General features: G+C 72.7%; 19 protein-coding genes. 10 read left to right on the forward strand and 9 right to left on the reverse strand.

Translation table 11 applies throughout. The annotated features are described in order from the left end of the window. Positions 1 to 17: 17 nt before the first annotated feature. The 4 genes from AC5WAM_RS41665 to AC5WAM_RS41680 all read left to right on the forward strand — a co-directional run bounded on the left by AC5WAM_RS41665 (position 18) and on the right by AC5WAM_RS41680 (position 8,797). Positions 18 to 5,288 carry a type I polyketide synthase gene (locus AC5WAM_RS41665; protein ID WP_495520937.1) on the forward strand — a complete coding sequence of 1,757 codons (5,271 nt, stop codon included), beginning with the start codon at positions 18 to 20 and terminating at the stop codon, positions 5,286 to 5,288. Positions 5,289 to 5,447: 159 nt separating this feature from the next. Then, positions 5,448 to 6,509: an SAM-dependent methyltransferase gene (locus tag AC5WAM_RS41670; protein ID WP_495520938.1), complete on the forward strand. Its 1,062-nt coding sequence runs from the start codon at positions 5,448 to 5,450 to the stop codon at positions 6,507 to 6,509. 98 nt (positions 6,510 to 6,607) lie between these two features. Then, positions 6,608 to 7,498 carry a spirocyclase AveC family protein gene (locus AC5WAM_RS41675; protein WP_495520939.1) on the forward strand — a complete coding sequence of 297 codons (891 nt, stop codon included), beginning with the start codon at positions 6,608 to 6,610 and terminating at the stop codon, positions 7,496 to 7,498. A 39-nt stretch (positions 7,499 to 7,537) separates the two neighbouring features. Beyond that, positions 7,538 to 8,797 carry an NAD(P)/FAD-dependent oxidoreductase gene (locus tag AC5WAM_RS41680; RefSeq protein ID WP_495520940.1) on the forward strand — a complete coding sequence of 420 codons (1,260 nt, stop codon included), beginning with the start codon at positions 7,538 to 7,540 and terminating at the stop codon, positions 8,795 to 8,797. A gap of 65 nt (positions 8,798 to 8,862) precedes the next feature. Here the strand turns inward: AC5WAM_RS41680 and AC5WAM_RS41685 are convergent, their stop codons facing one another. Further along, on the reverse strand, positions 8,863 to 9,510 hold the full coding sequence (locus AC5WAM_RS41685; protein ID WP_495520941.1) for a type III effector protein: 648 nt from the start codon (positions 9,508 to 9,510) through the stop codon (positions 8,863 to 8,865). A 127-nt stretch (positions 9,511 to 9,637) separates the two neighbouring features. Here AC5WAM_RS41685 and AC5WAM_RS41690 point away from each other — a divergent pair, with 127 nt between their 5' ends. The 6 genes from AC5WAM_RS41690 to AC5WAM_RS41715 all read left to right on the forward strand — a co-directional run bounded on the left by AC5WAM_RS41690 (position 9,638) and on the right by AC5WAM_RS41715 (position 13,427). After that, entirely contained in the window at positions 9,638 to 10,069 is a 432-nt protein-coding gene (locus tag AC5WAM_RS41690; protein ID WP_495520942.1) for an Hsp20/alpha crystallin family protein, read from the forward strand. A gap of 522 nt (positions 10,070 to 10,591) precedes the next feature. Beyond that, positions 10,592 to 11,035, forward strand: a complete 444-nt coding sequence (locus AC5WAM_RS41695; protein WP_495520943.1) for a DUF2267 domain-containing protein — start codon at positions 10,592 to 10,594, stop codon at positions 11,033 to 11,035. 531 nt (positions 11,036 to 11,566) lie between these two features. After that, positions 11,567 to 11,893, forward strand: coding sequence for an ANTAR domain-containing protein (locus tag AC5WAM_RS41700; RefSeq protein WP_495520944.1), 327 nt, complete (start codon positions 11,567 to 11,569; stop codon positions 11,891 to 11,893). Positions 11,894 to 12,099: 206 nt separating this feature from the next. Next, positions 12,100 to 12,546 (forward strand): SRPBCC domain-containing protein, encoded by a 447-nt coding sequence (locus tag AC5WAM_RS41705; RefSeq protein ID WP_495520945.1) that lies wholly within the window; start codon positions 12,100 to 12,102, stop codon positions 12,544 to 12,546. Continuing rightward, complete coding sequence (locus tag AC5WAM_RS41710) at positions 12,543 to 12,911, forward strand: ArsR/SmtB family transcription factor (RefSeq protein ID WP_366794399.1); 369 nt, start codon at positions 12,543 to 12,545, stop codon at positions 12,909 to 12,911. Before AC5WAM_RS41705 ends, AC5WAM_RS41710 begins: the two co-directional genes overlap by 4 nt. A gap of 42 nt (positions 12,912 to 12,953) precedes the next feature. Continuing rightward, the gene (locus AC5WAM_RS41715; RefSeq protein ID WP_366794398.1) at positions 12,954 to 13,427 is read left to right on the forward strand and encodes an SRPBCC family protein; all 474 of its coding nucleotides are present in this window, start codon (positions 12,954 to 12,956) and stop codon (positions 13,425 to 13,427) included. A gap of 119 nt (positions 13,428 to 13,546) precedes the next feature. On the opposite strand, the gene AC5WAM_RS41720 is transcribed toward AC5WAM_RS41715, so the two are convergent. The 8 genes from AC5WAM_RS41720 to AC5WAM_RS41755 form a co-directional block, all read right to left on the reverse strand. After that, positions 13,547 to 14,770 (reverse strand): cytochrome P450, encoded by a 1,224-nt coding sequence (locus tag AC5WAM_RS41720; protein ID WP_495520946.1) that lies wholly within the window; start codon positions 14,768 to 14,770, stop codon positions 13,547 to 13,549. Between the two features lie 148 nt (positions 14,771 to 14,918). Then, the gene (locus tag AC5WAM_RS41725) at positions 14,919 to 16,052 is read right to left on the reverse strand and encodes a methyltransferase (protein ID WP_495520947.1); all 1,134 of its coding nucleotides are present in this window, start codon (positions 16,050 to 16,052) and stop codon (positions 14,919 to 14,921) included. Positions 16,053 to 16,100: 48 nt separating this feature from the next. Continuing rightward, entirely contained in the window at positions 16,101 to 17,798 is a 1,698-nt protein-coding gene (locus AC5WAM_RS41730; protein ID WP_495520948.1) for a serine hydrolase domain-containing protein, read from the reverse strand. A 32-nt stretch (positions 17,799 to 17,830) separates the two neighbouring features. After that, entirely contained in the window at positions 17,831 to 18,772 is a 942-nt protein-coding gene (locus AC5WAM_RS41735; protein WP_495520949.1) for a class I SAM-dependent methyltransferase, read from the reverse strand. Then, positions 18,769 to 19,890, reverse strand: a complete 1,122-nt coding sequence (locus AC5WAM_RS41740) for a Gfo/Idh/MocA family protein (RefSeq protein WP_495520950.1) — start codon at positions 19,888 to 19,890, stop codon at positions 18,769 to 18,771. The genes AC5WAM_RS41735 and AC5WAM_RS41740 overlap by 4 nt, the downstream gene beginning before the upstream one ends. A 5-nt stretch (positions 19,891 to 19,895) precedes the next feature. Next, positions 19,896 to 21,206 carry a B12-binding domain-containing radical SAM protein gene (locus AC5WAM_RS41745; RefSeq protein WP_366794391.1) on the reverse strand — a complete coding sequence of 437 codons (1,311 nt, stop codon included), beginning with the start codon at positions 21,204 to 21,206 and terminating at the stop codon, positions 19,896 to 19,898. Next, positions 21,203 to 22,324: a Gfo/Idh/MocA family oxidoreductase gene (locus tag AC5WAM_RS41750; RefSeq protein ID WP_495520951.1), complete on the reverse strand. Its 1,122-nt coding sequence runs from the start codon at positions 22,322 to 22,324 to the stop codon at positions 21,203 to 21,205. Before AC5WAM_RS41750 ends, AC5WAM_RS41745 begins: the two co-directional genes overlap by 4 nt. Then, positions 22,314 to 23,984, reverse strand: a complete 1,671-nt coding sequence (locus AC5WAM_RS41755; RefSeq protein ID WP_366794389.1) for a Rossmann-fold NAD(P)-binding domain-containing protein — start codon at positions 23,982 to 23,984, stop codon at positions 22,314 to 22,316. The genes AC5WAM_RS41750 and AC5WAM_RS41755 overlap by 11 nt, the downstream gene beginning before the upstream one ends. Between the last annotated feature and the right edge of the window lie 231 nt (positions 23,985 to 24,215).

Raw genomic sequence — 24,215 nt, forward strand, 5'->3', positions numbered from 1 at the left:
AAGGGAGGTGACCCGGCATGTCTGCATCCCACGAGGTCCCCATCGCGGTGGTGGGGATCGGCTGCCGACTCCCCGGCGGCGTGAACACCCCTGATGAACTCTGGCAGTTGGCTGCCGACGGCCGTTCGACCGCCGGTCCGGTGCCCGCCGACCGGTGGGACGCCGAGACCCTCGCGGCCCAGCAGGACCCGGAGCTGAGGGAGCCGGCCGCCGTCGGCTGCTTCCTCGAGGGGGACGTGTGGTCCTGGGAGCCGGAGGCGCTGTCGGTGGCCCCGGCCGAGCGGGAGTGGGTGGACCCGCAGTCCCGGGTGATGATGGAGGTCGCCTGGGAGGCAGTTGAACACGCCGGCATTCCAGTCGACCGGATCAGGGGCTCGCGGACCGGGGTGTACGTGGGGACGTACGCGCCGGACAATCTGTTTCGGGAAGCACGTCCGGTTCAGGACGCACCCAACAGCCCGTACTTGTTCGGGAACTACACGGCGGGCACGGCGGGCCGGGTGGCGTTCTCGATGGATCTGCGCGGCCCGGTCATGGTGGTCTCCACGCACTGCTCCTCCAGCATGGTGGCTCTGGACACCGCATGCGGAGCGCTCACACTTGGTGAGTGCGACATGGCGCTCGCGGGCGGGGTGCTGCTGATGGTGGCGCCGCAGACGCACTACTTCGAGGCGCCGTTACTCCTGTCGCGACGCGGGGCCTGCCACGCCTTCGACGCCCGTGCGGACGGGTACGTGCGGGGCGAAGGCGCCGGTGCCGTGCTGCTCAAGCGGCTCGCCGACGCGCGCCGCGGCGGCGACCGGATCCTCGCCGTGATCCGCGGCAGCGCGGTCAACAACGACGGCCAGGCAACGAGGATGACCGCCCCGTCCGGTGAGATGCAGCGCCGGCTCTTCGCAGCCGCCGTGGAATCGGCGGGCATCGACCCGGGTGAGATGGGGCTGGTGGAAGCGCACGGGCCGGGCACCTCGGTGGGTGATCCGATCGAGTACGCGTCCATCCACGCGGTCTACGGACGGAGCGGCCGGGGCCGCTGTGCGCTCGGTTCGCTGAAGACGAACATCGGGCACACCGAGCCGGTTTCCGGCGTCGCCGGGGTCATCAAGGCGGTGGAGAGCCTGCGGCGCGGAGTGGTCCCGCCGAACCGGAACTTCACCGACTGGAATCCGGGCATCGACCGAGCCGAGAAGTCCCGGCTGTTCGTGCCGACCGAGCTGACCCGCTGGCCGGTGCCGGGCATGGGACGCCTCGCGGCCGTGTGCAGTTACGGGGTGAGCGGCACCAACGGGCACATCGTGCTCGAGGCGGCGCCCGCCCCGCGCCGCCGACCCGCACGCCGGGGGACGCGGCCTGTCGTCGGAAAGCGCCTGTTCCTGCTGTCCGGGTCCTCGGAAGACTCGCTGGCAGGGGCAGCCGGACGGCTGGCCGACTTCAGCGAGAGCGCCCCGGCCGACGCGGCCGATGTTGTCCACACCCTCGCACTGCGCCGCCGACATGCCGAGCACCGGCTCGGCATCGTCGCCGACGGACTCGGGCAACTTGCCGCCCGAGCACGGGAGTTCGCGGCCGGCGGCGTGCCCGAGGGTGCCGTCAGCGGCGTCCCGGTGCTGCCTCCCGACCATCCCGGCCCGGTCTTCGTCTTCACCGGGCAGGGCTCCCAGTACGCGGGCATGGGCCGGGGCCTGCTCGCTGACGAGCCGGTGTTCGCCGCCGCCGTCGACGCCCTCGAACCGCTGATCGGGGCCGAGTCCGGCTTCTCGCTGCGGGAGACGATCGAGCGCCCCGAACTGCTGGTGGGCGTCGACCGCATCCAGCCGACGCTGTTCGGCGTGCAGGTGGCGCTGGCCGAGCTGTGGCGCTCCTGGGGGGTGCGGCCGGCCGCGGTGATCGGGCAGTCCCTGGGCGAGGTGGCCGCCGCCGTGGTCGCCGGGGTGCTCAGCCGTGCCGACGGGGCGAAGGTGATCTGCCGCCGGGCCACCCTGCTCACCCGGGTCGCGCATGGCGCCATGGCCTCCGTGATGCTGAGCGCCGCCGAGACCCAGGCCGCCATCGACGCGCTCGGCGCGGTGGGGGTCGCGCTCGGTGTGCTGACCGCGCCGCGCACCACGGTGATCTCCGGCGACGCGCAGCAGGTGCGTGACCTGGTGGCGTACTGGAACGAGAACGGCGTGGTGGCCCGCACGGTCGATGTGGACGTGGCCTCGCACTCCCCGCAGGTCGACCCGGTCGTCGACGAGCTGCACGCCGCCTTGTCCGAGCTGCCCGACAACCGGCCGGGCGCCATGCCCTTGCTGCCCGACAACCGGTCGGGCACCATCTCCTTCTACTCCACCGTCAGCGACGACCCGCGCGATCCGGGCCCGCTGAACGCCTCGTACTGGGTGCACAACCAGCGTGACACCGTGCACTTCCAACGCGCCGTGACTGCCGCCCTGGCCGACGGGTACCGGCTGTTCATCGAGTGCACCGCCCACCCGCTGGCCGCCCGGCCCGTCACCGAGACCGCCGCCGAGCAGGGCGTCCAGGACGTGGTCGCGATCGGCTCGCTGCGCCGCGGCAGCGACGACACCGAGGCGTTCCTGACGCATCTGGCCACCGCCCACTGCGCAGGCTTCGACGGCATCGACTTCGCCGGCCGCTACGGCGACGGGCAGCTCGCCGACGTGCCGACCACCTTCTGGAACCGCACCCGGCACGGCGGCACCACCGAGCCCTACGCTCTCATCGCGCCGACCCTGCCCGCCGCCCGCCAGCACCCGCTGCTCGGCGGCCACGTCGCCGACCCCGACCGGCCGGGCCGCCATCTGTGGCAGACCCCGATCTCCGCGACCCGGCTGCCCTGGCTCGCCGACCACCAGGTGGCCGGCGTACCGGTGCTGCCCGGCACTGGTTTCGCGGAGATGTTGCTGGCCGCGGGCGCCGAGGTCTTCGCCACCGGCCGGGTCGCGATCGAAGACGTGACGATCGAGGCGCCGCTCGTCCTGGAACCGGAGCCGCAGGTGTTCACCCGGCTCGTGGAGGAGGACGACGTGGTGCGCGGGCAGGTACTCACCCGCACCGCGGAGGGCCAGGTCGTGCACGCCCGCGCCACCATTCGCCCGCTCACCGACCACGAGCGGCGTACGGGCGCCCCGATGGACGGCCCCACCGCGGAGTGGACCGAGTCCGCCCCGGCCGACCTGCACCGCCACTTCCGCGAGCGCCACAACGTCTTCCACGGCCCGGCCTTCGCCGCCATCGACCGCATCCGCCTCGACCCGGGACGCACCCGCGCCGTCTCCGCCCTGCGCATCGCGGACACCGCCCGCGTCTCGGCACACACCCTGCGGCTGCATCCGGCGCTGGCCGACGAGTTCGTGCAGACGGCGGTGGCGGCCTGGCTCGGCCACTGCGCGACCAGCCCGGGACCCGTCGTGGTGGCGGGCTTCGGCGCGCTCCGCGTACACGGGCCGACCGGCCACGCCCGGCATGCGGAGGTGACCTTGCACGAGGCCGACGACCTGACCTGCACCGCGTCGGGCACGCTCAGCACAGCCGACGGCACGGTCGTCGCCGAGATCACCGCCCTGCGCCTTTCGAACATCACCCCGCCCGAACAGCGCTACGCCGACCGCCTCGCCCACCTGGCCTGGCAGCCCGTCCCGGTCGGCGAAGCTCCCGAGTCCACCGGACAGCAGTGGCTCGTCGTGGCACCGGAAGGCACCCGCTGGGGCGAGCGCCTGGCCGCCAAGCTGGGCAAGCGGTCGGCGGGAAGCCATCTGCTCCTCCACCCGGCGGGCACCCCGCTCGACGCGAAGCAGCTGGAGCGGGCGATGGCCGCCGACACCCGCCCCGCCGCGACCCATCTGCTACTGGTCCTCGACGGCCCGGACACCCAGGGCACGCCCGACCGTGCCCGCGCCGCCGTACGCCGCACCCTGACGGTGTTGCAGACCCTGGCCGCCCGCACCGCACCGCCGCGCCTGTGGGTGTTGTGGCGCGGCGATCACCCTCTGGCCGCCGCGGGCGTGCGCGGACTGCTGAGGGTCGCCGCCTTCGAGCACCCCGAACTGCGGGCCGGAAGCCTGGAGTTGGCGGGCGACACCCCGCTCGATGACGCCCTGGGGGATCTCCTCGACGACACCCTGCCGGTCACCGAGGTCGCCCGGCGGCACGGGGTGCGGTCGGTGGCCCGGGTGCGCACCGGCCCCGGAGCGACTTCTCCCCCCATCAACGCCCCATGCCATGGCGGCAGTTACCTGGTCACTGGCGGCCTCGGCGGCCTCGGCCTGCTCACCGCGCGGCGCCTGGCCGAACACGGCGCCCGCGCCTTGGTCCTGGCCGGCCGTACACCACCCGGCCCGGACGCCGAGCGCACCCTCGAAGCGCTGCGCACCACGTACGGCACGCGCATCGAGACGGTCCTCGGCGACATCGCCGAGCCGGGCACCGTCCGCCGCGCCCTGAAGGCCGCCGGCGGGAGGCTGCGCGGCATCGTGCACGCCGCCGGCGTCGTCGAGGACGCCACCATCGCGCACATCGGGGACGAACTGCTCGAGCGGGTCTGGCGCGGCAAGGCCGAGGGTGCCTGGCAGCTCCACCAAGCCACTCTGGAGGACGAGTTGGACTTCTTCGTCGTCTACTCTTCGGTGGCCTCGCTGCTCGGCTCACCCGGCCAGGGCGCGTACGCCGCCGCCAACGCCTACCTGGACGCGCTGGTAGCCCACCGACTCGCCGAGGGCTTGCCCGCCACCGGCATCCACTGGGGTCCCTGGTCCGAGGTCGGGCGCGGACAGCGCCTCGCCGAACGCGGCTTCGTCACGATCAACCCGGCCGACGGCCTCGACGCCTTCGACCGCATCCTCGCCGAGGGCCACCACCAAATCGCCTACTCGCCCGTCGATGCGGCCGCCTGGACCGCCCCCTACCCCGCTCTGCGCGAAGCGGCGCTCTACACAGAACTCCTCACCGGCATCCAGGCGAGCGCCGAGGCCGACGGATCCCCTGTCCTCGACGACCTCCACCAGGCCGCCTCGGACTTCGAACGCCACCGCGTCCTCACCGAGTTCATCGTCGCCCAGGTCCGCGACCTGCTCGGCGGCACGCCCCGCCACATCGGCGCCCACACCAGCCTCGTCGTCCTCGGCCTGGACTCCCTCGGCGCGGTCCAGCTCCAGCAGCGGCTCGCCAAGGCGCTGCGCTGCGAGATCGCGCCGGGCACCATCTGGGTCAAGCCGAGCCCGGGGGCGCTGGCCGAGGCGCTCCTGGAGTCCATGGGGTTCACGTCGGCGCAGGGGGCGAGCCGCTGACGGACGGCTACGGCCGCCTGCGCCTCCTCCTGAGCTTCATCGAGACGCAGGCAGCCGCAACTGGTTTGACGGCGTGATGCGGGCCGGTCGACGGCATGACGCGGCCGGTCCACGGCGTAACGCGGACCGGGCCATTCCGAGCTCATGAAGGGTATGGACATGACGACTGCACACGGCACCGGCCAGACGCGACCGGGGACGCCGCGGGAGCCCGCCCGACAAGCTCCGGAGGGATTCCTCCGCGTCGAAGGGCAGAAGACGTTCCTGGAGACGTTCCTGCCGGTGCGCAACGAGGTGCTCCACGACTTCTACCGCACCTCCCGCACCAGCCGCGTCCCGCGCACAGGCAAGCGGAAGGACCTACGGGCCGCGGTCCGGCTGCTCGGCGGGGGCGCGAAGGACACCGTCCCTGACCTTTACCGCCTCTACTACAACCGCCTGTTCTCCATGATCTGGCTCGCGCTCAACTGGGGCCCCTACACCCCTGAGATCCGGCAGGTGGCCGACCCGCGACAGCGGATCCACCTCTCCCAGGTCAACTCCGTGGACCGGTGCTGGCAGCCGACCGTGGAGAGCGCGCCGCAGGACGGCCGGCTCATCGAGGTCGGCACCGGCCTCAGCGACGGCTGGGCCCGGATCGCGCACCTGCTGCCGCAGGTCGAGATCGTGTCCCTCACCATCGAACGCGACCAGGCCGAGATCGGGCGCCGCATCGCCGAACGGCTCGGCCTTTCCGACCGCGTGTCCTTCCGGGTCGGGGACCTCTTCGACCCCGCCACCACCCGTGATCTGGCCGGAAGCGCAGACGCCGTCACCGCGATGGGCGTCATCCCGCACTTCCCGCCGCCGCGCAAGGCGGAAGGAATGCGTGCCATGGCGGCCATGCTCAAACCCGGGGCCGCGCTCCACATCTTCGACGCCTACCGGGTCCGGCCGTTCTCCCGCTTCATGGACCGGGCGCTCATCAGCTCCCTGTGCTGGTACCCGACCCGCGACGAACTGTGCGACGCCCTGGACGCGGCCGGCCTGTCGCTCACCCGCTTCGACGCGTACGACGCCGAGAGCTGCCTGCCGTTCGCGGACGACACCCGAGGCAACGACCAGCTGCGCCGCGCGTTCGGGCCGGTCGTCGCCTGGGCGTTCCCGAACATCGTGAGCCGCTTCATGAAGGGGCTCCTCACACCCCAGGACTCGGTCTACCTGTCGGCGGTCCGGCGATGACCGTCCCGGAACCGGCCCCCGGCGCGGCCCCGGTGGATGCGGAACCCGCCGCCCGTGTGCCCGTCGCGTCGGCCTCACGGACCTGGTGTTCCCCGGTCATGGCCTGGGCAGCGGTCGGGACCGTGTTCCTGGCGGCCGAGGCGTGGGTGATGGTGCGCTGGGCCGTCACCGAAGCACGCTGGTTCCCCTCCGGCGACCACGGACTGAGCCCCGCACGGCGTGCCCTGGCGGACGCGTTCCAGATCCTGAGCATCGCAGGAGTCCTGGCCAGTGTGGGCTGGCCAGTCGTCCGGAGCATCCGACAGCGAGCCCTGACCATCGAGACGAGAGTGCTCCTTGGCTACCTGAGCGCCTTCTGGCTCATGCCGGTCGTCAACTACACGTCCCAGACGGCCGGTTACAGCAAATACCTGATCGGCACCACCGACTGGGGCTCCTCCATCCCCGGCTGGCACGGCCCGGACCCCGACACGCACCCGGTGCCGCTGTTCGTCGGCTGGTTCGCGCTGGCCGAAGTGATGATGTGGACCCTGCCGACGGTCTGGGTGCTCGGCGCCGCGGCGCGCAGGCGGCCGCAGCTGTCCGGACCACGCCTGGCCCTGCTCGCCTTCGGCACGGCCCTGGCCGCCGAACTGATCCTGGAGCCGACCATGGTCTTCACCGGCGGCTACGTCTACGTCACCGCGGTGCCCGAGCTGACCCTGTTCGCCGGGCACTGGTACCAGCTCCCCACCTACGCGATGGTGGTCGCCGCGCTCGCGTACGGCACGATCCCGGGCCTGATCTGTCACTACCACCGCCATCACGGACGGGGCGCACCCGTTCTGCGCGGGACAGGTGACCTGTCGCCCGCTGTGCGCCCGTGGGCGGCCACGCTGGCCGTCATCGGCATCGCCCAGGTCTGCTTCCTGGCCCTGGTCGTCAGCTACGCCGTCATCCCCCTGCTCGGCGGAGAACCCGCCACCGACCTGCCCGCACACCTGCGGTGACGATCAACCACTCCACCACGACCGCCCCCGGGAGAGCGCATGCCACAGACCAGGGACCGCGCCGTAGTCATCGGCGGCGGATTCGCGGGACTGCTCGCCGCACGCGCCCTCGCCGCGCACTTCGCGACGATCACCGTGATCGAACGCGACCCCCGGACCGATGCCGCCCACCGCCGCGGAGTCCCGCAGTTCCACCACCCCCACGGCCTGCTGCACCGCGGCGCGGAAGCCCTCGAAACCCTCTTCCCCGGGCTCCGCGCCGAACTGCGAGAACGCGGAGCCGCCACCTTCGACTTCGGTGAACGGACCCGGATCCTGTTCCCCTCCGGCTGGGCTCCGGCCGGACCGGTCGGAGTGGACCACCTCGCCTGCAGCAGGGCACTGCTGGACGACCTCCTGCACCGGCGAGTCGGCGTACTGCCGCCCGTGCGGCAGGTCACCGCCACCGTCACCAACCTGATCTGGTACGACAGCCGTGTCGCCGGTGTCCGCGATGTGACAGGCGCGGCGCACCCCGCCGAGCTGGTCGTGGACGCGTCCGGCCGCACCTCGCGGCTGACCGACTGGCTCACCCGTAGCGGCAGACCCGTCCCGACAAGAGCTCACGTCTTCGCCGGTCTCACCTACGTCACCCGTGTCTACGAGGACGCACTCGACCAGGGCTGGCACATGTCGACCGAGATGACCTACGCCCCCACGATCCGCCGCGGCTGCCTCATCCAGCGCGTGGAGGCGGACCGGGTGCTCCTCACTCTGATCGGAGCGGACGGAGTGCGTCCCCCGTACGACACCGACGGCTTCGAGGAGTACGCCGCGGCGCTGCGCAGCCCCCACCCCCTGGACGTGATCAGAACCTGCACGCCGCTCGGCCGCACCTACCGCTACGGCGGCCTGCACAACCACTGGAACCCTTACCACCACATGCGCGACTGGCCGGACGGGCTCATCGCGCTGGGCGACTCCGTGGCGGCCCTCAACCCGATCTACGGACACGGCCTGACCGTTGCCGCGCTCGAAGCCCTGGCTTTGCGCGACCTGCTCGCACAGAAGCCGGGCCGCGGCCTCACACGCCGCTTCCAGCGCACGGCCGCCGACATCATCCGCGTGCCGTGGTTGCTCGCCAGCCGCTCGGACGCAGCCTGGCGACCCCACACGCAACGCCCCTCGGCCCGCCTCACCAACTGGGCGCTGCGCCGCTGCCTGGGCCGCGTGCCGGACCGTCCCGAGCTCTACCGCAAGGTGGTGACCGTACAGAATCTGCTCGCACATCCGGCGACGCTCGCGTTCCCCTGGCCCTGAGAAGCGGCCCTGGTCGCTCCGGTCAGGGATGGACGCGAGCGGGTCGGGCCACCCCCGCTGTGGGGTCAGTCGTCGTCGGCTGCTGTCGTGCGCCGGTCGTCGAGGGCATCCAGGCGTTCGACGAGGTGGGTGTGGCGGGCGTCGAGGTAGGGGCGCATGTTGTCCAGAGGGGCGATGAGCTCGGCGGCGTCGGTGGCGCCGAGGGCGGCGTCCAGGGCGGCCTGGGCCGAGTGCGCCTGGGGCGCGAGGTGGTCGAGCGCGGTGATCTGTCCGGCGAGGCGGCGCAGGTCAGCCGCGTTGTCGCGGGCCCAGGTCGCGGTGGCGCGTTCGGCGGCCCTGGCCTGGCGGGTGGCTGTCACGCGCTGCTCGCCGGTGGTGCCCGCGGCGCCGGGGCGGCCGCGCAGGTAGCGGCGTTCGGCGGCCTGGCGGCTGGCGACCCCCAGGGGAGCGGCGAGGTCGGCCCAGCTGGCGCCCGCTTCGCGGGCGGTTTCGATCAGGCCGGTCTCCCAGCCGGCGAGCTGTTCGCGCACCTGACGCAGCAGCATCAGGGAGGCCAGCGCCTGGTCGGGGCCGGGGTCGGCCGCGTCGGACGGCTCTTGCTGGGCCTCACGCAGGGCGTCGTCTATGGCGGCGAGGGCCGCCGCGGCGGCGAGAAAGGACGCCGGGCTGCGGGCGTCGGTGCTGGTCGTGGGCGGTTGGTCGGCTGCGGTCACGGGGACCTCCCTCATTCTGTCATCGGGTAGACGACACCAGGATTGTCATCCATTGGATGACATGTTACAACGGTGTCAGTGCAGCGCATTGGCAGCAACTGCTCGAACCTGCTGGAGGTGTTTCACGATGTTGATGCGCACTGACCCCTTCCGTGAGCTGGACCGGATGGCGCAGCAGCTGATGGGCCCGGGTACCTGGTCGAAGCCGTCGGTGATGCCGATGGACGCTTACCGCGAGGGCGACGAGTACGTGGTGGCCTTCGACCTCCCCGGCGTCACCGCGGAGGCGATCGACATCGACGTCGAGCGGAACATGCTGACCGTCAAGGCCGAGCGCCGCCCCGTGGCGAAGGCCGACGGCGTGAAGGTGGAGCTGTCCGAGCGGCCGCTGGGTGTCTTCTCCCGCCAGATCGTGCTCGCCGACACCCTGGACACCGAGCGCATCCAGGCCGACTACGACGCGGGCGTCCTCACCCTGCGCATCCCGATCGCCGAACGCGCCAAGCCCCGCAAGATCTCCATCGGCGTCGGCTCCAGCCACAAAGAGATCTCCGGCTGACGCCCGCCCGGAAGCGGTGCGGAGGACGGATATCTCCCCCTCCCCGTCCTCCGCACCCGCCCTGACGGCCGGCCCGACGCCAAAAGGGATGGGGTGGCGGCCGGTTGGCCGTGCGGCACGCGGTGCCCCTCGACCGTGTACAGCAACGCGGCCAGACGGCACTGGAAAGGAAGCCGACCGCGCAGCCCGCGTGGCATGCGCCCAGCTCTCGGCACGCCTGCGGAAGGTTTCGCCCTGACCCTGCTCGATCCGGCGCAGAGCGTCGAGCGACAGCCCTCCGAGCAGTTCGTGCGCGCGGATCGCCGCCTGATGCGCGGGCGGCACCGAGCAGACCGCGACCTGGGACGTCAGCACCCTGCTGCACGCCATCGCCGACACGGCAGGCGAGGACCCGATGAGGCAACCCCTGCTCCAGCTCTCCCATCGCCTGAGGCCTCGTCCTCGGCCACGCCTCAGCCCACCTGACCCACACCGGGGGCCGCGGCTTGCACCCCCATGGCTTCATGAAAGGCATACACCGCAGTGATCTCCGACGTGCGCGTACCGCTTGAACACCAGCAGCCGTACTCGACGGCGTACGAGCAGATGCTGGAGAAGGTCCGCTACGAGGGCGCCTACCCCACCCGTGAACGGGCCGACGAAGCCGTCCGCCTGGTCCTCGCGGGGCTGGGACGTCAGCTGACCGGCGACGAACGCGTCGATCTCGCCGCCTGCCTGCCCCTGGAGGCCGCACGCGTCCTGACCGCACAGATACCGGACACCCAGCCGCTGACCGGTTGGGCCTTCGTCAAGGACCTCGCCGCCCGCAGCGGCGCCTCCCTGGCCACCACCCGCTGGGACACCGGCTCCGTCTTCGCCGCCGTCACCGCCCACGCCGGCCCCGACCTGATCACCCGCATCCTCCACCAGCTCCCCAGCGGCTACGCGCTGCTGTTCGGCCAGGCGGAACTCACCTCGGCCGCCTAGCCGACGAGCTCGGTGCGGAGATGGTCGTACCGGGCGCGGTCCTTCTCGATCATCTCCAGGCCCGGCGCGAGGTTGAGCAGGACGTGAAGACGGCCGTCCGGCATGTCGACGAGGACTCGGCCGCGTAGAGCACCGCGCCGAGTCCGTCGATGCCGCGGCGGTGGGCTCCACCGGTCGGCCGTGCACCTGGCTGACCGGGTCCTGGTTCGCCGACTCCAGGTGTGCGATGACCGGAACGCGGCTTCCCCGCCCTTGGGCTTGTGCGTCAGGCTGCGGCCTGCCGTTCCCTCCGATCCGGGCGGGCAGGCCCGCATCCCCTTGCCCCGGGCCTGCGTCGGGCTCCGCCCTGAGCGCATCCTCCTCGTGCGCAGAGCCCGATCCACCGTCCCCTCGGAGGGAGCCACGGCGGGCCTCAGATGGCGAGAACGTGACTCCTCACGGAAGGATCGCGCCCGAGCAGGGGTGACGTAGCTTGCGCAGGGCAGGAGAACGTCAGAGCCAGGCCACCCTGCCTGCCGATCGGAGGCCACCGTGCCGTTCTCCGCTCCGCACGAGCCCGGCCCCACAGCCCTGACCGACCGGGTCCACGCCCTGGAAGAACACGTGGACCAGCTCAAGCACGCCGTGCGCTCGCACGCGGTCATCGACCAGGCCATCGGCGTCGTCCTCACCGTCGGACAATTGACACCCGAGGAGGCCTGGGACGTCCTGCGCGAGATCTCCATGCGCACCAACATCAAGCTGCGCACCGTGGCCGAACATCTGCTGACCTGGGCCCAAACCGGCGACCTGCCCTCAGCCCTGCACACCGAACTGGAACGTCAGCTGACCCTGCGCGAGGCCGTCGCGGCGAGGTAGCCGAACCGAGTGGCCGAGCGCGGCCTTCGAGGGTGGCGGTGCTGGCCTTTGGCTCCACGGCGGGCAGGGCGAGTTCGGTGCCGGACGGACTCCACGGCGGACAGCGAGACGGCGAACCCGGTCAAGCTGCAACCCCCAGGTTGCACATCATGGAGTGACGTGCAACCCTGGGGTTGCATCAGCGTCGGAGCGGAAGGAGTCCTCTCGTGAGCGAGGACCGGATCGAACGAGAAACCCTGATCGAGGCGTCCCTGGAGCGGGTCTGGTCCCTGGTGGCCGAGCCCGGATTCTGGGTGGCCGACAAGGCGAGCCTGCCCGGCACCGTGGCCAGGGAGGGCGAGACGATGCTGGCGACGAACCCGGAGTACGGCGACTTCCCGGTACGTGTGGAGAAGGTCGAGCCGCCGACCTACCTGGCCTACCGCTGGGCCAGCGCGTTCCCGGGAGAAGAGCTGCGCGAGGACAACAGCACCCTCGTGGAGTTCACCCTGACACCGGAGGGCGGCAAGACGCGGCTGCGCGTGGTCGAGAGCGGCTTCGCCGCCCTCGCCGGACCCGAGGAGCTGCGCGGCAAGGCGGTCCAGGACAACACCGGCGGCTGGCAGCAGGAACTCGACGCGCTCAAGTCGCGCGCCGAACAGCCCACCGCGTGACCGACGAACCCCGCGGCGCCGTCGAGGCGGTCGACACCGTCCTCGCGGCTCTGGCCGACCCGACGCGGCGCCGGCTGCTCGAACTGCTCGCCGCGCAGGGCGAGGCCACCGCGACGACGCTCGCCGCACACCTTCCCGTCTCGCGTCAGGCCGTGGTCAAACACCTCGCAGTCCTGGACAGCGCCGGACTGGTGACCGGCGGTCGCATCGGACGCGAGGTGCGCTACACGGTGCGGCCCGCGGCGCTCGACGTGACGGCGCGGTGGATGGCCTCGCTCGCCGCGGACTGGGACCGGCGGCTGGCGCGCATCAAGCACATCGCCGAGGCGGCGGAACGGGACTCCCGAGCCGCAGACGAGCCGTAATGGTCCGCGCCCACCGGCGCGACCCCACAGAGGAGCATGATCATGTCTACGGAGAACCGACACCTCACACACGCCCCTGCCGCGTACGCCTGCATGCTGGTGCGCAGGCCCGCAGCAGAGGCCTTCCAGGCATTCGCCGATCCCGACGTCACCTCCCGGTTCTGGTACAGCAAGAGCAGCGGGCCCATGGTCGAGGGGGCCGAGTTGCGCTGGGAGTGGGAGACCTACGGGGCTTCAGCCGACGTCCGCGTCCGGGAAGTGCAGGAGGGGCGCCTGATCCGCTTCGAGTGGGGCAACTACGAGCAGCCGACCACGGTCGAGCTGAAGTTCACCCCGCGCACGGCCCAGGCCACCTTCGTCGAGGCCACCGAGACCGGCTTCCAGGGCTCGGGGGACGACACCGTCCGCTGGGTGAACGACACGGTCGGCGGCTTCACCAGCGCTCTGTGCGCGATGAAGGCCCTGCTCGAACACGACATCGAGCTCAACGCCGTCCCTGACCACCACCCAGCCTGACCACCCCCCGAGCCCGCCCCCCAGCCTTCGGCTTCCAGTTTCTTCTTGCATGCCTCACTGCTGCCGTACCGCACGCCGGGGGCGATGCCGGAGCCCGGACAGTCGGTGCGTGCGTCCGGTTACGGGTGCCGTCGCCCGGTAGAGGCTTCCGGCCGGGGCGGGGTCAGGTTCACGGGCAGGGCGAGCGGGCCGCGGACGACTGCCTCGGGCTGACGCCAGTGCAGAGAGGGGAGGGGAGTGCGGGGCGTGAGGTCGGGGGCAGCCGTGGCCAGTTCCTCCAGGGCGACGCGGAGCTGGGTGCGCGCCAGTTGGGCGCCCAGGCAGGTGTGGGCGCCGTGGCCGAACGTCAGGTGGCGGGCGGGGCGGCGGGTGAGGTCCAGGCGGTCGGGGTCGCGATGGGCACGCGCGTCGAAGTTCGCGTGCAGCAGCGACACCACGAGCGCCTCCCCGGCCCGTACCACGACCGTACCGAGCCGTACGTCCTGCCGTGCGACGCGCGTGAAGCTCATCGGCACGACCGGTGCGTGGCGCAGCAGCTCCTCCACCGCCGCGGCCGCCCCGCGGTGCGGCGCCGCCGCCAAGCGGTGCCACTGCTCGGGGTGTTCGAGCAACGAGACGACGGCCAGGCCCAGCTGGCCGATGGACGTCTCGTAACCCGCGTTGAGCAGCAGCTCGACCAGGGCCGTCAGCTCCTCGTGGCTGAGTGCGCCGCCTTCGTCGTACGCCGTCGCAAGGGTGCCGAGGACGTGCTCGCCGGGGGCGCGGCGGGCCCGGTCGATGAGGTCGCCGATGTAGGCGCGCAGCGCGTCGCGGGCCGGGCCCTGTTCCTCGAACGTCCCGGAGGTGACGCCCAGCGCGCGGTCCGCGAGACCGGCGAACCTGGCGTGCTCGGCCTCGGGTACGCCGAGGACGCGGCAGATCGTGGCGGCCGACAGCGGCATCGCGTACTGCGCGACGAGGTCGATCCGGTCCCGCCCGGCCAGGAGACGGCGGGCCTGCCGCCGGATGCCCTCCTCCAGACCGGCCACGGCCCGAGGCGTGAACGGACGGTTCACCAGGCGCCGCAGCCGGGTGTGCTGCGGCGGGTCGAGACTGGTCAGCGCCGCCGGGTCCGGGCGCATCGGGTGGAGGGCCGGGGCCTCGGGGGCGACGGCCGCGGCGCGGCTGAACCGCTCGTCGGTGAGGACCGCGCGGCCCAGGTCGAAGGCGGTGACCAGCCAGATGCGGTCGCCCGTGGGCGCGACGACGGGCGCGATGTCCGCCACCCCGTCCCCGCTGGACAGGAAGTCGGGAAGCGGCCCGTGCTGGCCGACGGCCCGGCTCGGCAGGTTCAGGGGATTCATGAGTACGCGTGTGCTCCCGATCGAGGGCGGCGGGCGGCAAGCGGCGGGGCGGCGTGCGGCGGGCGCGCAACCGGTCATGCGCCCGGCCCGACACCCGCCGCCCCGCCGCTACCTCAGTCAACTGGCTGCGTGCCCCGTGACCTGCTCGTCACGTGGTGGTCTTGGTGCCGACGACGAGGTACTCCGGGCCGTCGAGATGGCGTACGGAGGTCTCGGTGAAACCGGCCTCCTCCAGCCAGGACCGGCAGTCGGCACCCGTGTAGCCGAGGCCACCGGCGGAGACGAGCGACACGTTCAGGCTGATCAGCAGGCCGGTGGTGCGGTCCCTGCGGTCGTCGTCGATGAGGGACTCGTAGATGAGCAGCGAACCGCCCTCGGGCAGCGCCTCGTACGCCTTGCGGATCAGCATCTTCTTGATGCCCAGGTCCCAGTCGTGCAGGACGTGCCCCATCACGAGGGCGTCCGCCGTCGGCAGCGGGTCGGTGAAGAAGTCGCCGCCCTCGAAGCGCGCCCGGTCGGCGATGCCGAGCTGCTTGGTGTGCGCCGTGAACCCCTCCTCGACCACGGGAAGGTCGAAGCCGATGCCCTCGACGTGCTCGTGCCGGGTGAGGATCTGGGCCAGGAGGGACCCCTCGGCGCAGCCCACGTCCACGACCGTGCGCACGTTCCGCCAGTCGTGGGTCTCGGCGAGCGCGTGGTTGGCGCCCATGCTGTAGCCGGTCATCGCCCGCAGGAAGCCGGTGACCTGGTCCGGCTCGGCGAAGGCCTCGCCGAAGGTGTCGCTGTCGGCGTCGGCCTCGACGAGGGAGGGCTCGGTGGGCGCCGCCTCGCCGGAACCCTCGGAGTTGCCGGACGCGGCCAGGGCGCGGGTGAAGTCGAGCCGCCCGCCCGTGCGCAGCCCCTCCGTGAGACCGGCCCAGCACGGGAAGCCCGCGTTGAGGAACTCCAGGTAGCCCGAGATGTCGGTGGCGGGCTTGGCCGGGTCCAGGTACCGGTCGGCGAGCGGGGAGTTGTGGTACACGCCGTCCCGCCGATCGAGCAGGCCCATCGAGACCAGGGCGTCGAGGAAGTCGGCGCCGCCGCGCCCGGTGATGCCGAGACGGGCGGACAACTCCGCTCCCGTCGAGGGGCGTTCGGCCAGGGCGGCGAAGACCTTCAGCTCCACGGCGCTCAGCAGGACCTTGGACTTCCAGAAGGCCACGGCGAGGTCGATGATGGCGTGCGGGGAGTCGGGCCTTGCGAGGTCGGGCGTGGTGGGCCCGGGGGCGGTGGGGTCAGTCATGCGGAACTCCGTTCAAGGGGAGGCGTGTCGAAGAGGTGAACCGGTGGTCTACGTCAGGCCCAGGTCCCGGTAGAGGGCGTCACCGATCGCGATCATGCGTGTCTGGTGTTCCTCCTGCCATGTCTTGCCGTTGAGGTGCAGCGCCACGACGAGCCCGGCGTCGGGGTCCGCGAAGGCCGACGAGGTCCACAGGCCGTAGTGGCCGAAGGCGCGCAGCGAGGCGTGGCGGCTGAAGGCCGTGCAGATCTCGCCCAGGTGGTGGGACTCGTTGCGGAAGCCGAGGCCCCAGTCCGCGTTGCCGAACGCGTCGACCAGACCCACCCGGTGGCGCGCGGTGAGCGCCATCACCGTCTGCGGGCGCAGCACGCGACCCGTCCGGCCCTGTCCGCCGTCCATCAAGGCCTCGAAGAACAGCGCCAGATCGGACATCGGGCCGCGGATGTTGAGGCCCGGGATGGGCCGGGTGCAGGACGCCTCGGTGGCGTACCAGTGCGTGGGCTGGATGGGGGCGCCGCCGCCCGCGAGGTGGATGAGCGGAAGGCGGTCGGCCAGCTCGCGGTACTCCGGCGGGCTGAGCACGACCCGGGTGGCGTCCATGCCGCAGGGCGCGAGGACCTCCTCGGCGAGGTAGCGCTCGTAGTCGCGCCCGTTGAGCGTCCGGACCACCTCGGCGATCAGGAACCACGCCCACCACGGCGCGTACGCGATCCGGGCCCCCGGCCGGGCGTCGGGCGGCACCGTCATCGTGCGCAGCCGTTCCCTGCGCAGGGCGAGGGGAGCGGCCATGATGCCGTGCAGCGGATCGAGGCCCATGGGCACGGCCGAGGTGTGGGTGAGGAGCTGGTACAGCGTGACGCTCTCCCGGCCGTCACCGGTGAACCACGGCAGATACGCGGAGACGGGCGCCAGCGGATCGAGCAGGCCCCGCTCCCACAGCTGCCCCACCGCCACGGCCCCCACCGACTTGGAGCAGCAGTACCAGATGGGCAGGGCGGCGCGGGTGAAGGGGACACCGGGGCGGCAGTCGCCGAGGGCCACCGACAGGCGGGTGCCCGACGCGCGGTGGACGACGGCGAGCTGGGCCCCCGGTGTGCTGCGGCCGAGCTCCGCGCGCAGGACGGCCAGGGTGCCCGGCAGGATCTCCTCGGCCCTGCGGCGGGCCTCTTCCTCGTACTCCTCCTCGTACGACTGCTCCTCGTGCTCCTGCTCCACGGTGTCCGCCGGGCCCGGTGCGGGGCGCGGGCGGCGGCCGTGCGGCGCGGGGTCCCCGGCCGGGGGCAGGCCCGCGGTCACCGCGCGCAGCCGCGCCAGGACGCCCGCCCGGTCCTGCTGGAGCATCCGGTCCAGGAAGAAGACGAACAGGAACACGCCCTCCAGGCGCACCCCGTCCCGTTCGAAGAGCCGCACCCGCCGCACACCGTCACCGAAGAGGAACACGGTGGCGTCCGCGACGCTCAGCGTGAGCACCAGAGCGGGCCGCTCGCCCCAGTCCCCGCTGCTGAACCGCAGCTGCCCGGTGGACAGGTCGGCCTGGACGAGGACGCGCTCCGCTGTTCCGGCGGGAGCGTCCGTGAGGCAGACGCCGAGGCGCACCGCCGAGCCCTCGTCCAGCGGTTCGGCGGCCGTCAGATCGGCGGCGCGCCGCAGCCACCGCGCGGAGAAGAGCGGGCTCGGCATGTCTGCCGCTGGTGCCGCTTCGGCCCGCGGCGCGGCGTCGGCCTGCATCAGGTCACCGACGCCTGTCACGTCGCCGATCCCGGTCACCGCACCGGACCCGGTCACCGCATCGCCCCCGCGTCCGGCGCCCGCTGCGCCCGTGCGACGGTGAAGCGCACCGCCGACGTGGTGGTGAGGCTTCCGTCGGGGGCCCGCAGCCGGTCGAGCTCGGCGTTGACCGCTGCCTCGGCCCGCTCGCGCGACTCGGCGGGCACGCCCTCCCAGAACATCCGCCCGGCGGTGGACCAGACCCAGTCCCACCACTGGTGCGGCCCCCGGAAGCGGGTCACGCACGACTGCTCGACGGTCTCCGCCGTGGCGTAACCGGCCTCCTCCAGCATCGCGTGCAGCGCCTCCACGGAGCGGAAGGGGCTGTCCTCGGGCAGGGCGTGCGAGGAACCGCCGCGCCCGTAGGGAGCGCTGGCCGCGAAGACCGGATCCCAGCGGGGGTCGGGCCGCCCCCACCAGGACAGGGCGAGCCGACCGCCGGGACCGAGCAACTCCCGGTAGCGGGCCACGGCTTTGCGCGGATGGGGCAGGAAGAACAGGGAGATGCCGGCGAAGACGACGTCCAGCGAGCCGTTCGCGGGCGGGGCCACGCCCTCCTGAGGGCTCCAGTCGATCGTCTCGGCGTCCGCGACCACGGCGTGGGCGTGCCTGAGGTCCGCCTCGCGCAGCGCCGCACGGGAACGCGCGACCATGCCGGCCGACAGGTCGACGCCGACCGCGCTGCCGGTGGTGCCGGTGGCCCGGGCCGCGGGGACGAGGACGGCGCCGGTGCCGCAGCCGATGTCGAGGAGCCGGTCGCCGGGCAGCACGTCCGCGAGGGCGACGAGCCGTTCACCGAGGTCGGCGAAGTGGTTGACGCCGACCCGCTCGTAGGTGGGGGCGCTGCGGTCGAAGAGCCCGGCGAGCGCGGCCTTGCGCCCGGCGTCGGTGACGGGCCGCTCGACGGTCCGGGCGGAGCGGGAGGCGGGCGGGGCGGAGGCAGCGGTCTCGGTCACGGCGAGGTCCCTTCGGGGGCGGGTGAACTACGGGGCGGGGAGGGGTGCCCGGTGCGCACGGGGGCGCCCGCGCGGGCCGAGGCGTAGACGGCGGTCACCACCTCCAGGGCACGGCGGGCGCCGTCCCCGTCGGCCAGCGGAGGGCGGCCCTCGCGCACGGCGGCGCAGAAGTCGGCTAGCTGGTCGCGGTGCGGCTGGTAGAGCAGCCCGCCCCGGTCGCGCGGCGGCTCGGCCCGCCGCGGGGGCAGGACGTCGGCGACCTGGTTGCCCGCCCCGAACGCGCCGTAGGCGGCGGCCCGTTCGCCCTTGCGGGCCGCGTGGAAGTAGACCAGTTCGTCGTTGTCGATGACCGCGCTGCCGCGGTCCCCGTGCACCGCGAGGCGCGCGGTGCGCCCCGGATAGGCGGCCGTGGTGGCGAGCAGTACCCCCAGGGCGCCCCCGGCGAAGCGCAGACTGGCGCTCGCCACGTCCTCGACATCGATGTCGTGGTGGGCGAGGAGGCCGGTGTGCGCGGCGACCTCCGCGACCGGTCCTGCCAGGTGCTGGGCCAGGTCCACCAGGTGCACCGCCTGGTTGATCAGCGCGCCGCCGCCGTCCAGGTCCGGGGTGCCGCGCCAGGAGCCGGAGGCGTAGTACGACTGCTCGCGCCACCACGGCAGCTCGACGACCAGGGAGGTCAGCGTCCCGAACCGGCCTTCGTCCACGGCGGACTTGACGAGGCGGACGGCCGGGTCGAAGCGGTGCTGGGAGACGACCCCCAGGGTCAGCCCGCTGTCCCGTGCCGCGTCGAGCAGGCGGTCGGCGGCGTCGAGCGTGACGTCGACCGGCTTCTCCACGAGGACGTGCTTGCCCGCGCGCAGTGCCCGCACGCCCACGTCGGCGTGCGTGCCGCTCGGCGTGCAGACCACCACGGCGTCGATGTCGGGCCTGGCCAGGAGGTCGGTGACGGTCAGCGGATCACAGCGCAGGGCCGCGGCCGTGTCCTTGGTGCGCTGCGGATCACGACCGGCCACCGCCAGCAGGCGGGCGGCGCCGGGCAGGCCCTCCCGCTCGTGGGTGAGCAGCCGGCCGAGGAAGGAGCCGAGCACACCGCAACCGATGATGCCGAAGCGGAGCACGTGCCTCACCCCGCCGTCGGGACGATGGAGTTGCCCAGGAAGTTCGGCAGCTCGGTCAGGCGCTGCTGCTGGGCGTCCAGATCGGTCGGGTACGTGGCGCGGTAGTGCCGGGTGACCTCTTCCACCTCGCGCCAGGTCGTCGGCGTCCGGCCGCCGTTGTGGGCGGGCGCGAGCTGGTCGTACAGCGTGGTGCCCGGCCGCAGGAAGAGCTGGTTGATGCCGAACCAGGCGGGCAGGTCGGCGGCCCAGTCGACGAGGCGGCCCGAGATGCACGCCTCGTCGTCCGGCAGGCCCATCAGGACGAACGCGAACGGCACGATGCCCGCGTCGCGCAGCTTCAGGACGGCCTGCTTGATCTGCTCCTCGGTGACCCGTTTGTGCACGCCGGTGTCGGCGACCGCGGGCGACTCGGCGCCCAGCCACATGCCCTGGCAGCCCGCCCGCGCCCACTGCGTGACATCGCTCTTGAGCACCATCTCCGCCCGGGTCTGTCCCACCCAGCCCAGGTCGCGGCCTTCGAGGCGTCGGCACAGCTCGCCGTAGAAGGTGCGGTTGATGCCGAAGACGTAGTCCAGGAAGAACACGAACTTGAGGCCGGCTTCCTGCTGGGCGTCGATCTCCGCGACCACCCGGTCCAGGGGCTGGGTGCGCATGCGGGTGCCGAACGGCAGGTGGCAATAGGTGCAGCCGTACGTGCAGCCACGGGCGGCCAGGACCATTCCGCAGGGGCCGGGCAGCGGCAGGCCGCCGGAGATGACCTCGGCGGTGTAGTCGGCGGTGGGCACCAGGTCGAAGGCGGGGAAGGCGGAGGAGTCCAAGGGGAGGGCCGGGTAGGGCTTCGGGCGCGGTGCCGGGGAGTCGAGCAGGTTGTGCGGCGAGCTCCGGTCGCACAGGATCCGGTCCTCGACGCCCGCGAGCAGGTCGGCGACGGCGCCGACGGTCGCCGAGTCGGTCTCGCCGACGGCCACGTGGTCCACGGCCAGGTCGGCGCGGGTGGACTCGGGCAGCTGGGTGCCGTGCGGGCCGACCGCGACCGTACGGGCCGTGGGGAAGCGGGCGACGGCCCGCTCCACGGCCGCCCGCACGGGACCGAGGTCCAAGGGGTAGCACTGGGCCCGGTCCGCGATGGCGCTGTAGACGACCAGGACGTCGAACGGGCCCGCGGCGGCCGGGGCGTCCTGGAGGCGCTGGTCCCAGATGGTCACGGAGTGGCCCGCGGCCCGCAGTTGACCGGCGGCGTTCACCGCGTCCAGGGGGAGTTGGATGAAGTACCGGTCGAAGGGGTTGCTGGGGATGACGAGGCAGACGCTGCTCATGACGGCTTCACTTCCACGGTGGGGATTCGGGGCGCCGCCGGTGACGAAGCGCCGACGGGCAGTTGTTCCTGGGCGCGCGCTCGGGCCGCGAGCCGGCTGATGCGGGTGATGCCACGCAGGTCGGGCGCGGGGTGCGCGCCCGGGGCGAAGAGCGTGGACAGGGCCCAGCGCAGGGCGTTCTCCATGGGCGAGTCGTGGATGAGCCACTCGCGGGCGCCCTCGGCCCGGCGCATGGTCAGGCGGTGCATGTTGCGCGGCAGGGGAGTGCCGCCGGGCAGGGCGACCGGGTCCAGTTCGAGGCTGAAGGACACCGGGCCGGCGTCGACGCGTACGAGGCGCTGCCTGCTCTCGGCACCCGGGGGCGTCCGCGGGCACCAGCCGGGCAGGGGGCAGCCGGGCCCCGCCTGCGGGCCGACGATCGTCGAGTACAGCTCCACGGTCGGCCCGTCCTGCGGTCGGGTCCTGTCGTGGGCCGCGACGCTCGTCAGCTCCGGGTCGTGGGCGACCCCGAGGTCGTGGGTGCCGGGGTCGGTCGCCAGGTAGCGGTCGTGCACGCCGGGCGGCAGGACCGTGCCGAGCAGGGCGAGCATGTGCAGCCACTCGTAGCCGAACACGCCGTAGTCGCGGTCGACGAAGCGGCCCGAGGCGATGTCCGCGCGCCGGTCCTTGCCGAAGGCGATCCGCACCGCGTCGATCGGGTGGCCCGGTGCCCACTCCTTGCGCGCGGCCTTGAGGATGCCGGGTGCGGCGGCGTGCGCGTACTGGTTCATGACCACCAGGCGGCTCTCGTCGTACTTGGCGAGCAGCGCGGCCAGGTCGGCGGCCTCCCAGGAGCGGCACACCGGCTTCTCGACGAGGAGGCGGGCGCGCGGGTCCCGGTCCAGGACGGCGGCGACCGTCTCCACGTGCGCGGCGGTGGGCGTGCACACCGACCAGACGTCGACCGGCGTCCGGCGCGGCACGTCCTCGATCCGGGTGTAGGCGGGCAGGGAGGGCGAGAGGCGGTGGGCGGCCGGGTCGACGACCGAGACGCGCACGCCGAGCCCGCCGAGCAGCCGGTGGTGCAGTTGTCCCGCGACGCCGTAGCCGACGACGCACACATGCGTCCTACCGGACATACGCGTCTCCCCCCGGCGTCGTTGCATCGGCAGGTCCGGCGCCCGCGGGCCGCCCTTCGCGCAGGTAGCAGTCGTAGTACGCGGGGAAGAGACCGGCTTCGTCGATGAGTTCGTCGACTACGTCGAGGTGCACCCCCGGGGTGAAGGAGTCCACGTCCCGGCACAGGCGCTTGGCCGCGAGCAGGGTTCCGGCCCGGTAGGCGTCGTAGCCGCGGTTGGCGATGCCCTCGTACTCGTACAGGTTGAGTGAGCGGCCGTCGCCGAGGAGCGTGACCGTCGCGCCGTGCGGCAGGTGGTGGCGTACGCCCACGTAGGGGACGGGCGTCGACGTCGCGCCGCAGCGGCCTTCGCTGAGCACGCTGAAGTCCTTGGTCGCGAAACCGGCGAGGAGCGTGCCGTCGGCGAGCAGCGGGACGTCCCGCTCGGTGATCGCCGTGCCGCCGCTGCTGCCGATGACGAGGAAGGGACGGTGGTCGGTGAGCGCCTCGGCGATGGTGCGGTGCGTCTCGAAACCGTCCTCGGCGGCCGTGATGAGCGCCAGGATGTCGGTATCCACGACATGGACGCGACAGCCGAGCGCGCGCAGGGCGTGCGCCACGCGGTTGCCGAGCGTGCCGTAGCCGAGGACGAGCACATGGCGGCCGATGAACTTCTCCCCGGGCACGATGGCGCGCAGCCGGCGCACGCAGGAGTCGGCGATCTCGTTGTAGCCGAGGCGCGACTTGAGCTGCGAGCGGGCCATGTTCAGGACGGGCACGGCCAGTCGGCCCGGCGCGTCGTGGATGCGCTTGAGACCGCTGACGGTCAGTTCGATGGCCGCGTCCACCGGCTCGACGAGACCGTTGTCGCTGCCCCGGCCCTGGGCGAGCAGCCCGCCGTCGTCGATGACGAGGACCTTGCGACCGACGGCGTGCGCCCGGCGGATGAAGTCCTCCACGCGGGCGTCGACGGCCAGTGCCTCGGCCCGGGCGGCCTCGTCCGCCGTCCCGTTGATCACCGAGTTGTCCAGGACGTCGCTGGCGTAGCCGCGGTGCAGGAACCACGCGTGCACCCGGTCGCGGTGCAGCGTACGGTCGCCCTTGGACAGGGCGTAGATCCACTCGGGGGCGATCCCGGCCCGCTCCATGGCGAGCAGCAGGCCCACGCTGTTCTCCACGTAGTGGTCGCGGAAGATCAACGCCCAGTCGGCGAAGGCGGGCTCGGGAGCGTCATAGCGGCCGAGCAGCGGCATCGCCGCCACGATCGAGTCGGCCTCGGCCTGCGTGTAGCACCGCGCGCGCCGCCCCAGCTCCTCCACGAGCGCGGCGAACACCGACTGCGCGCGCGGCGGCAGCGGCCCGGACGCCGACACGAGCACCCGGTGCCCGCCCGCCGCGGACGCCACGGCGTCGAGCGTTCCCGGCGGCCCGGCGGGCAGGGGAGCGCTGCGCACCGTCAGGACGGTGCCCTCCACGCGCACCGCGCACCGGCCGGGCCCCTCCTCGTACAGCCGGGCCGGTTCCCTGGGCCAGGTCTGACCGGCGATGACCGTGCGCACCGCCGCCAGGACGGCGACGGGATCAAGACAGCCGTCCACGACTTCGAACGGGCCGGACGGCCCGCACTGCGACACCTCCTCCTGCTGCTGAACGCGATTCGAACCGACTTCAGATACCGACATATGTCCACCCATGCCCAGGCGTGCATTCCTTGTGAGAACAGCCTTGTGTGGCCCCGCCGTTGCTCTGTGCAGAGCACCGGCGCCCGGCCTCGGCAGCCACTCTCCGCCGGGAGGGGGCGCCCGGGCATCTGTCGGACGACGAGCCTCTCCGCACGGCGAAGGGGGCAGGAATTCTGCAACACCGCGGCATAAACCTCCGGCCATCCGTCATGCCGGGCGGGATAGACCGAG

The organism is Streptomyces sp. JLYT201 (assembly GCF_059448825.1).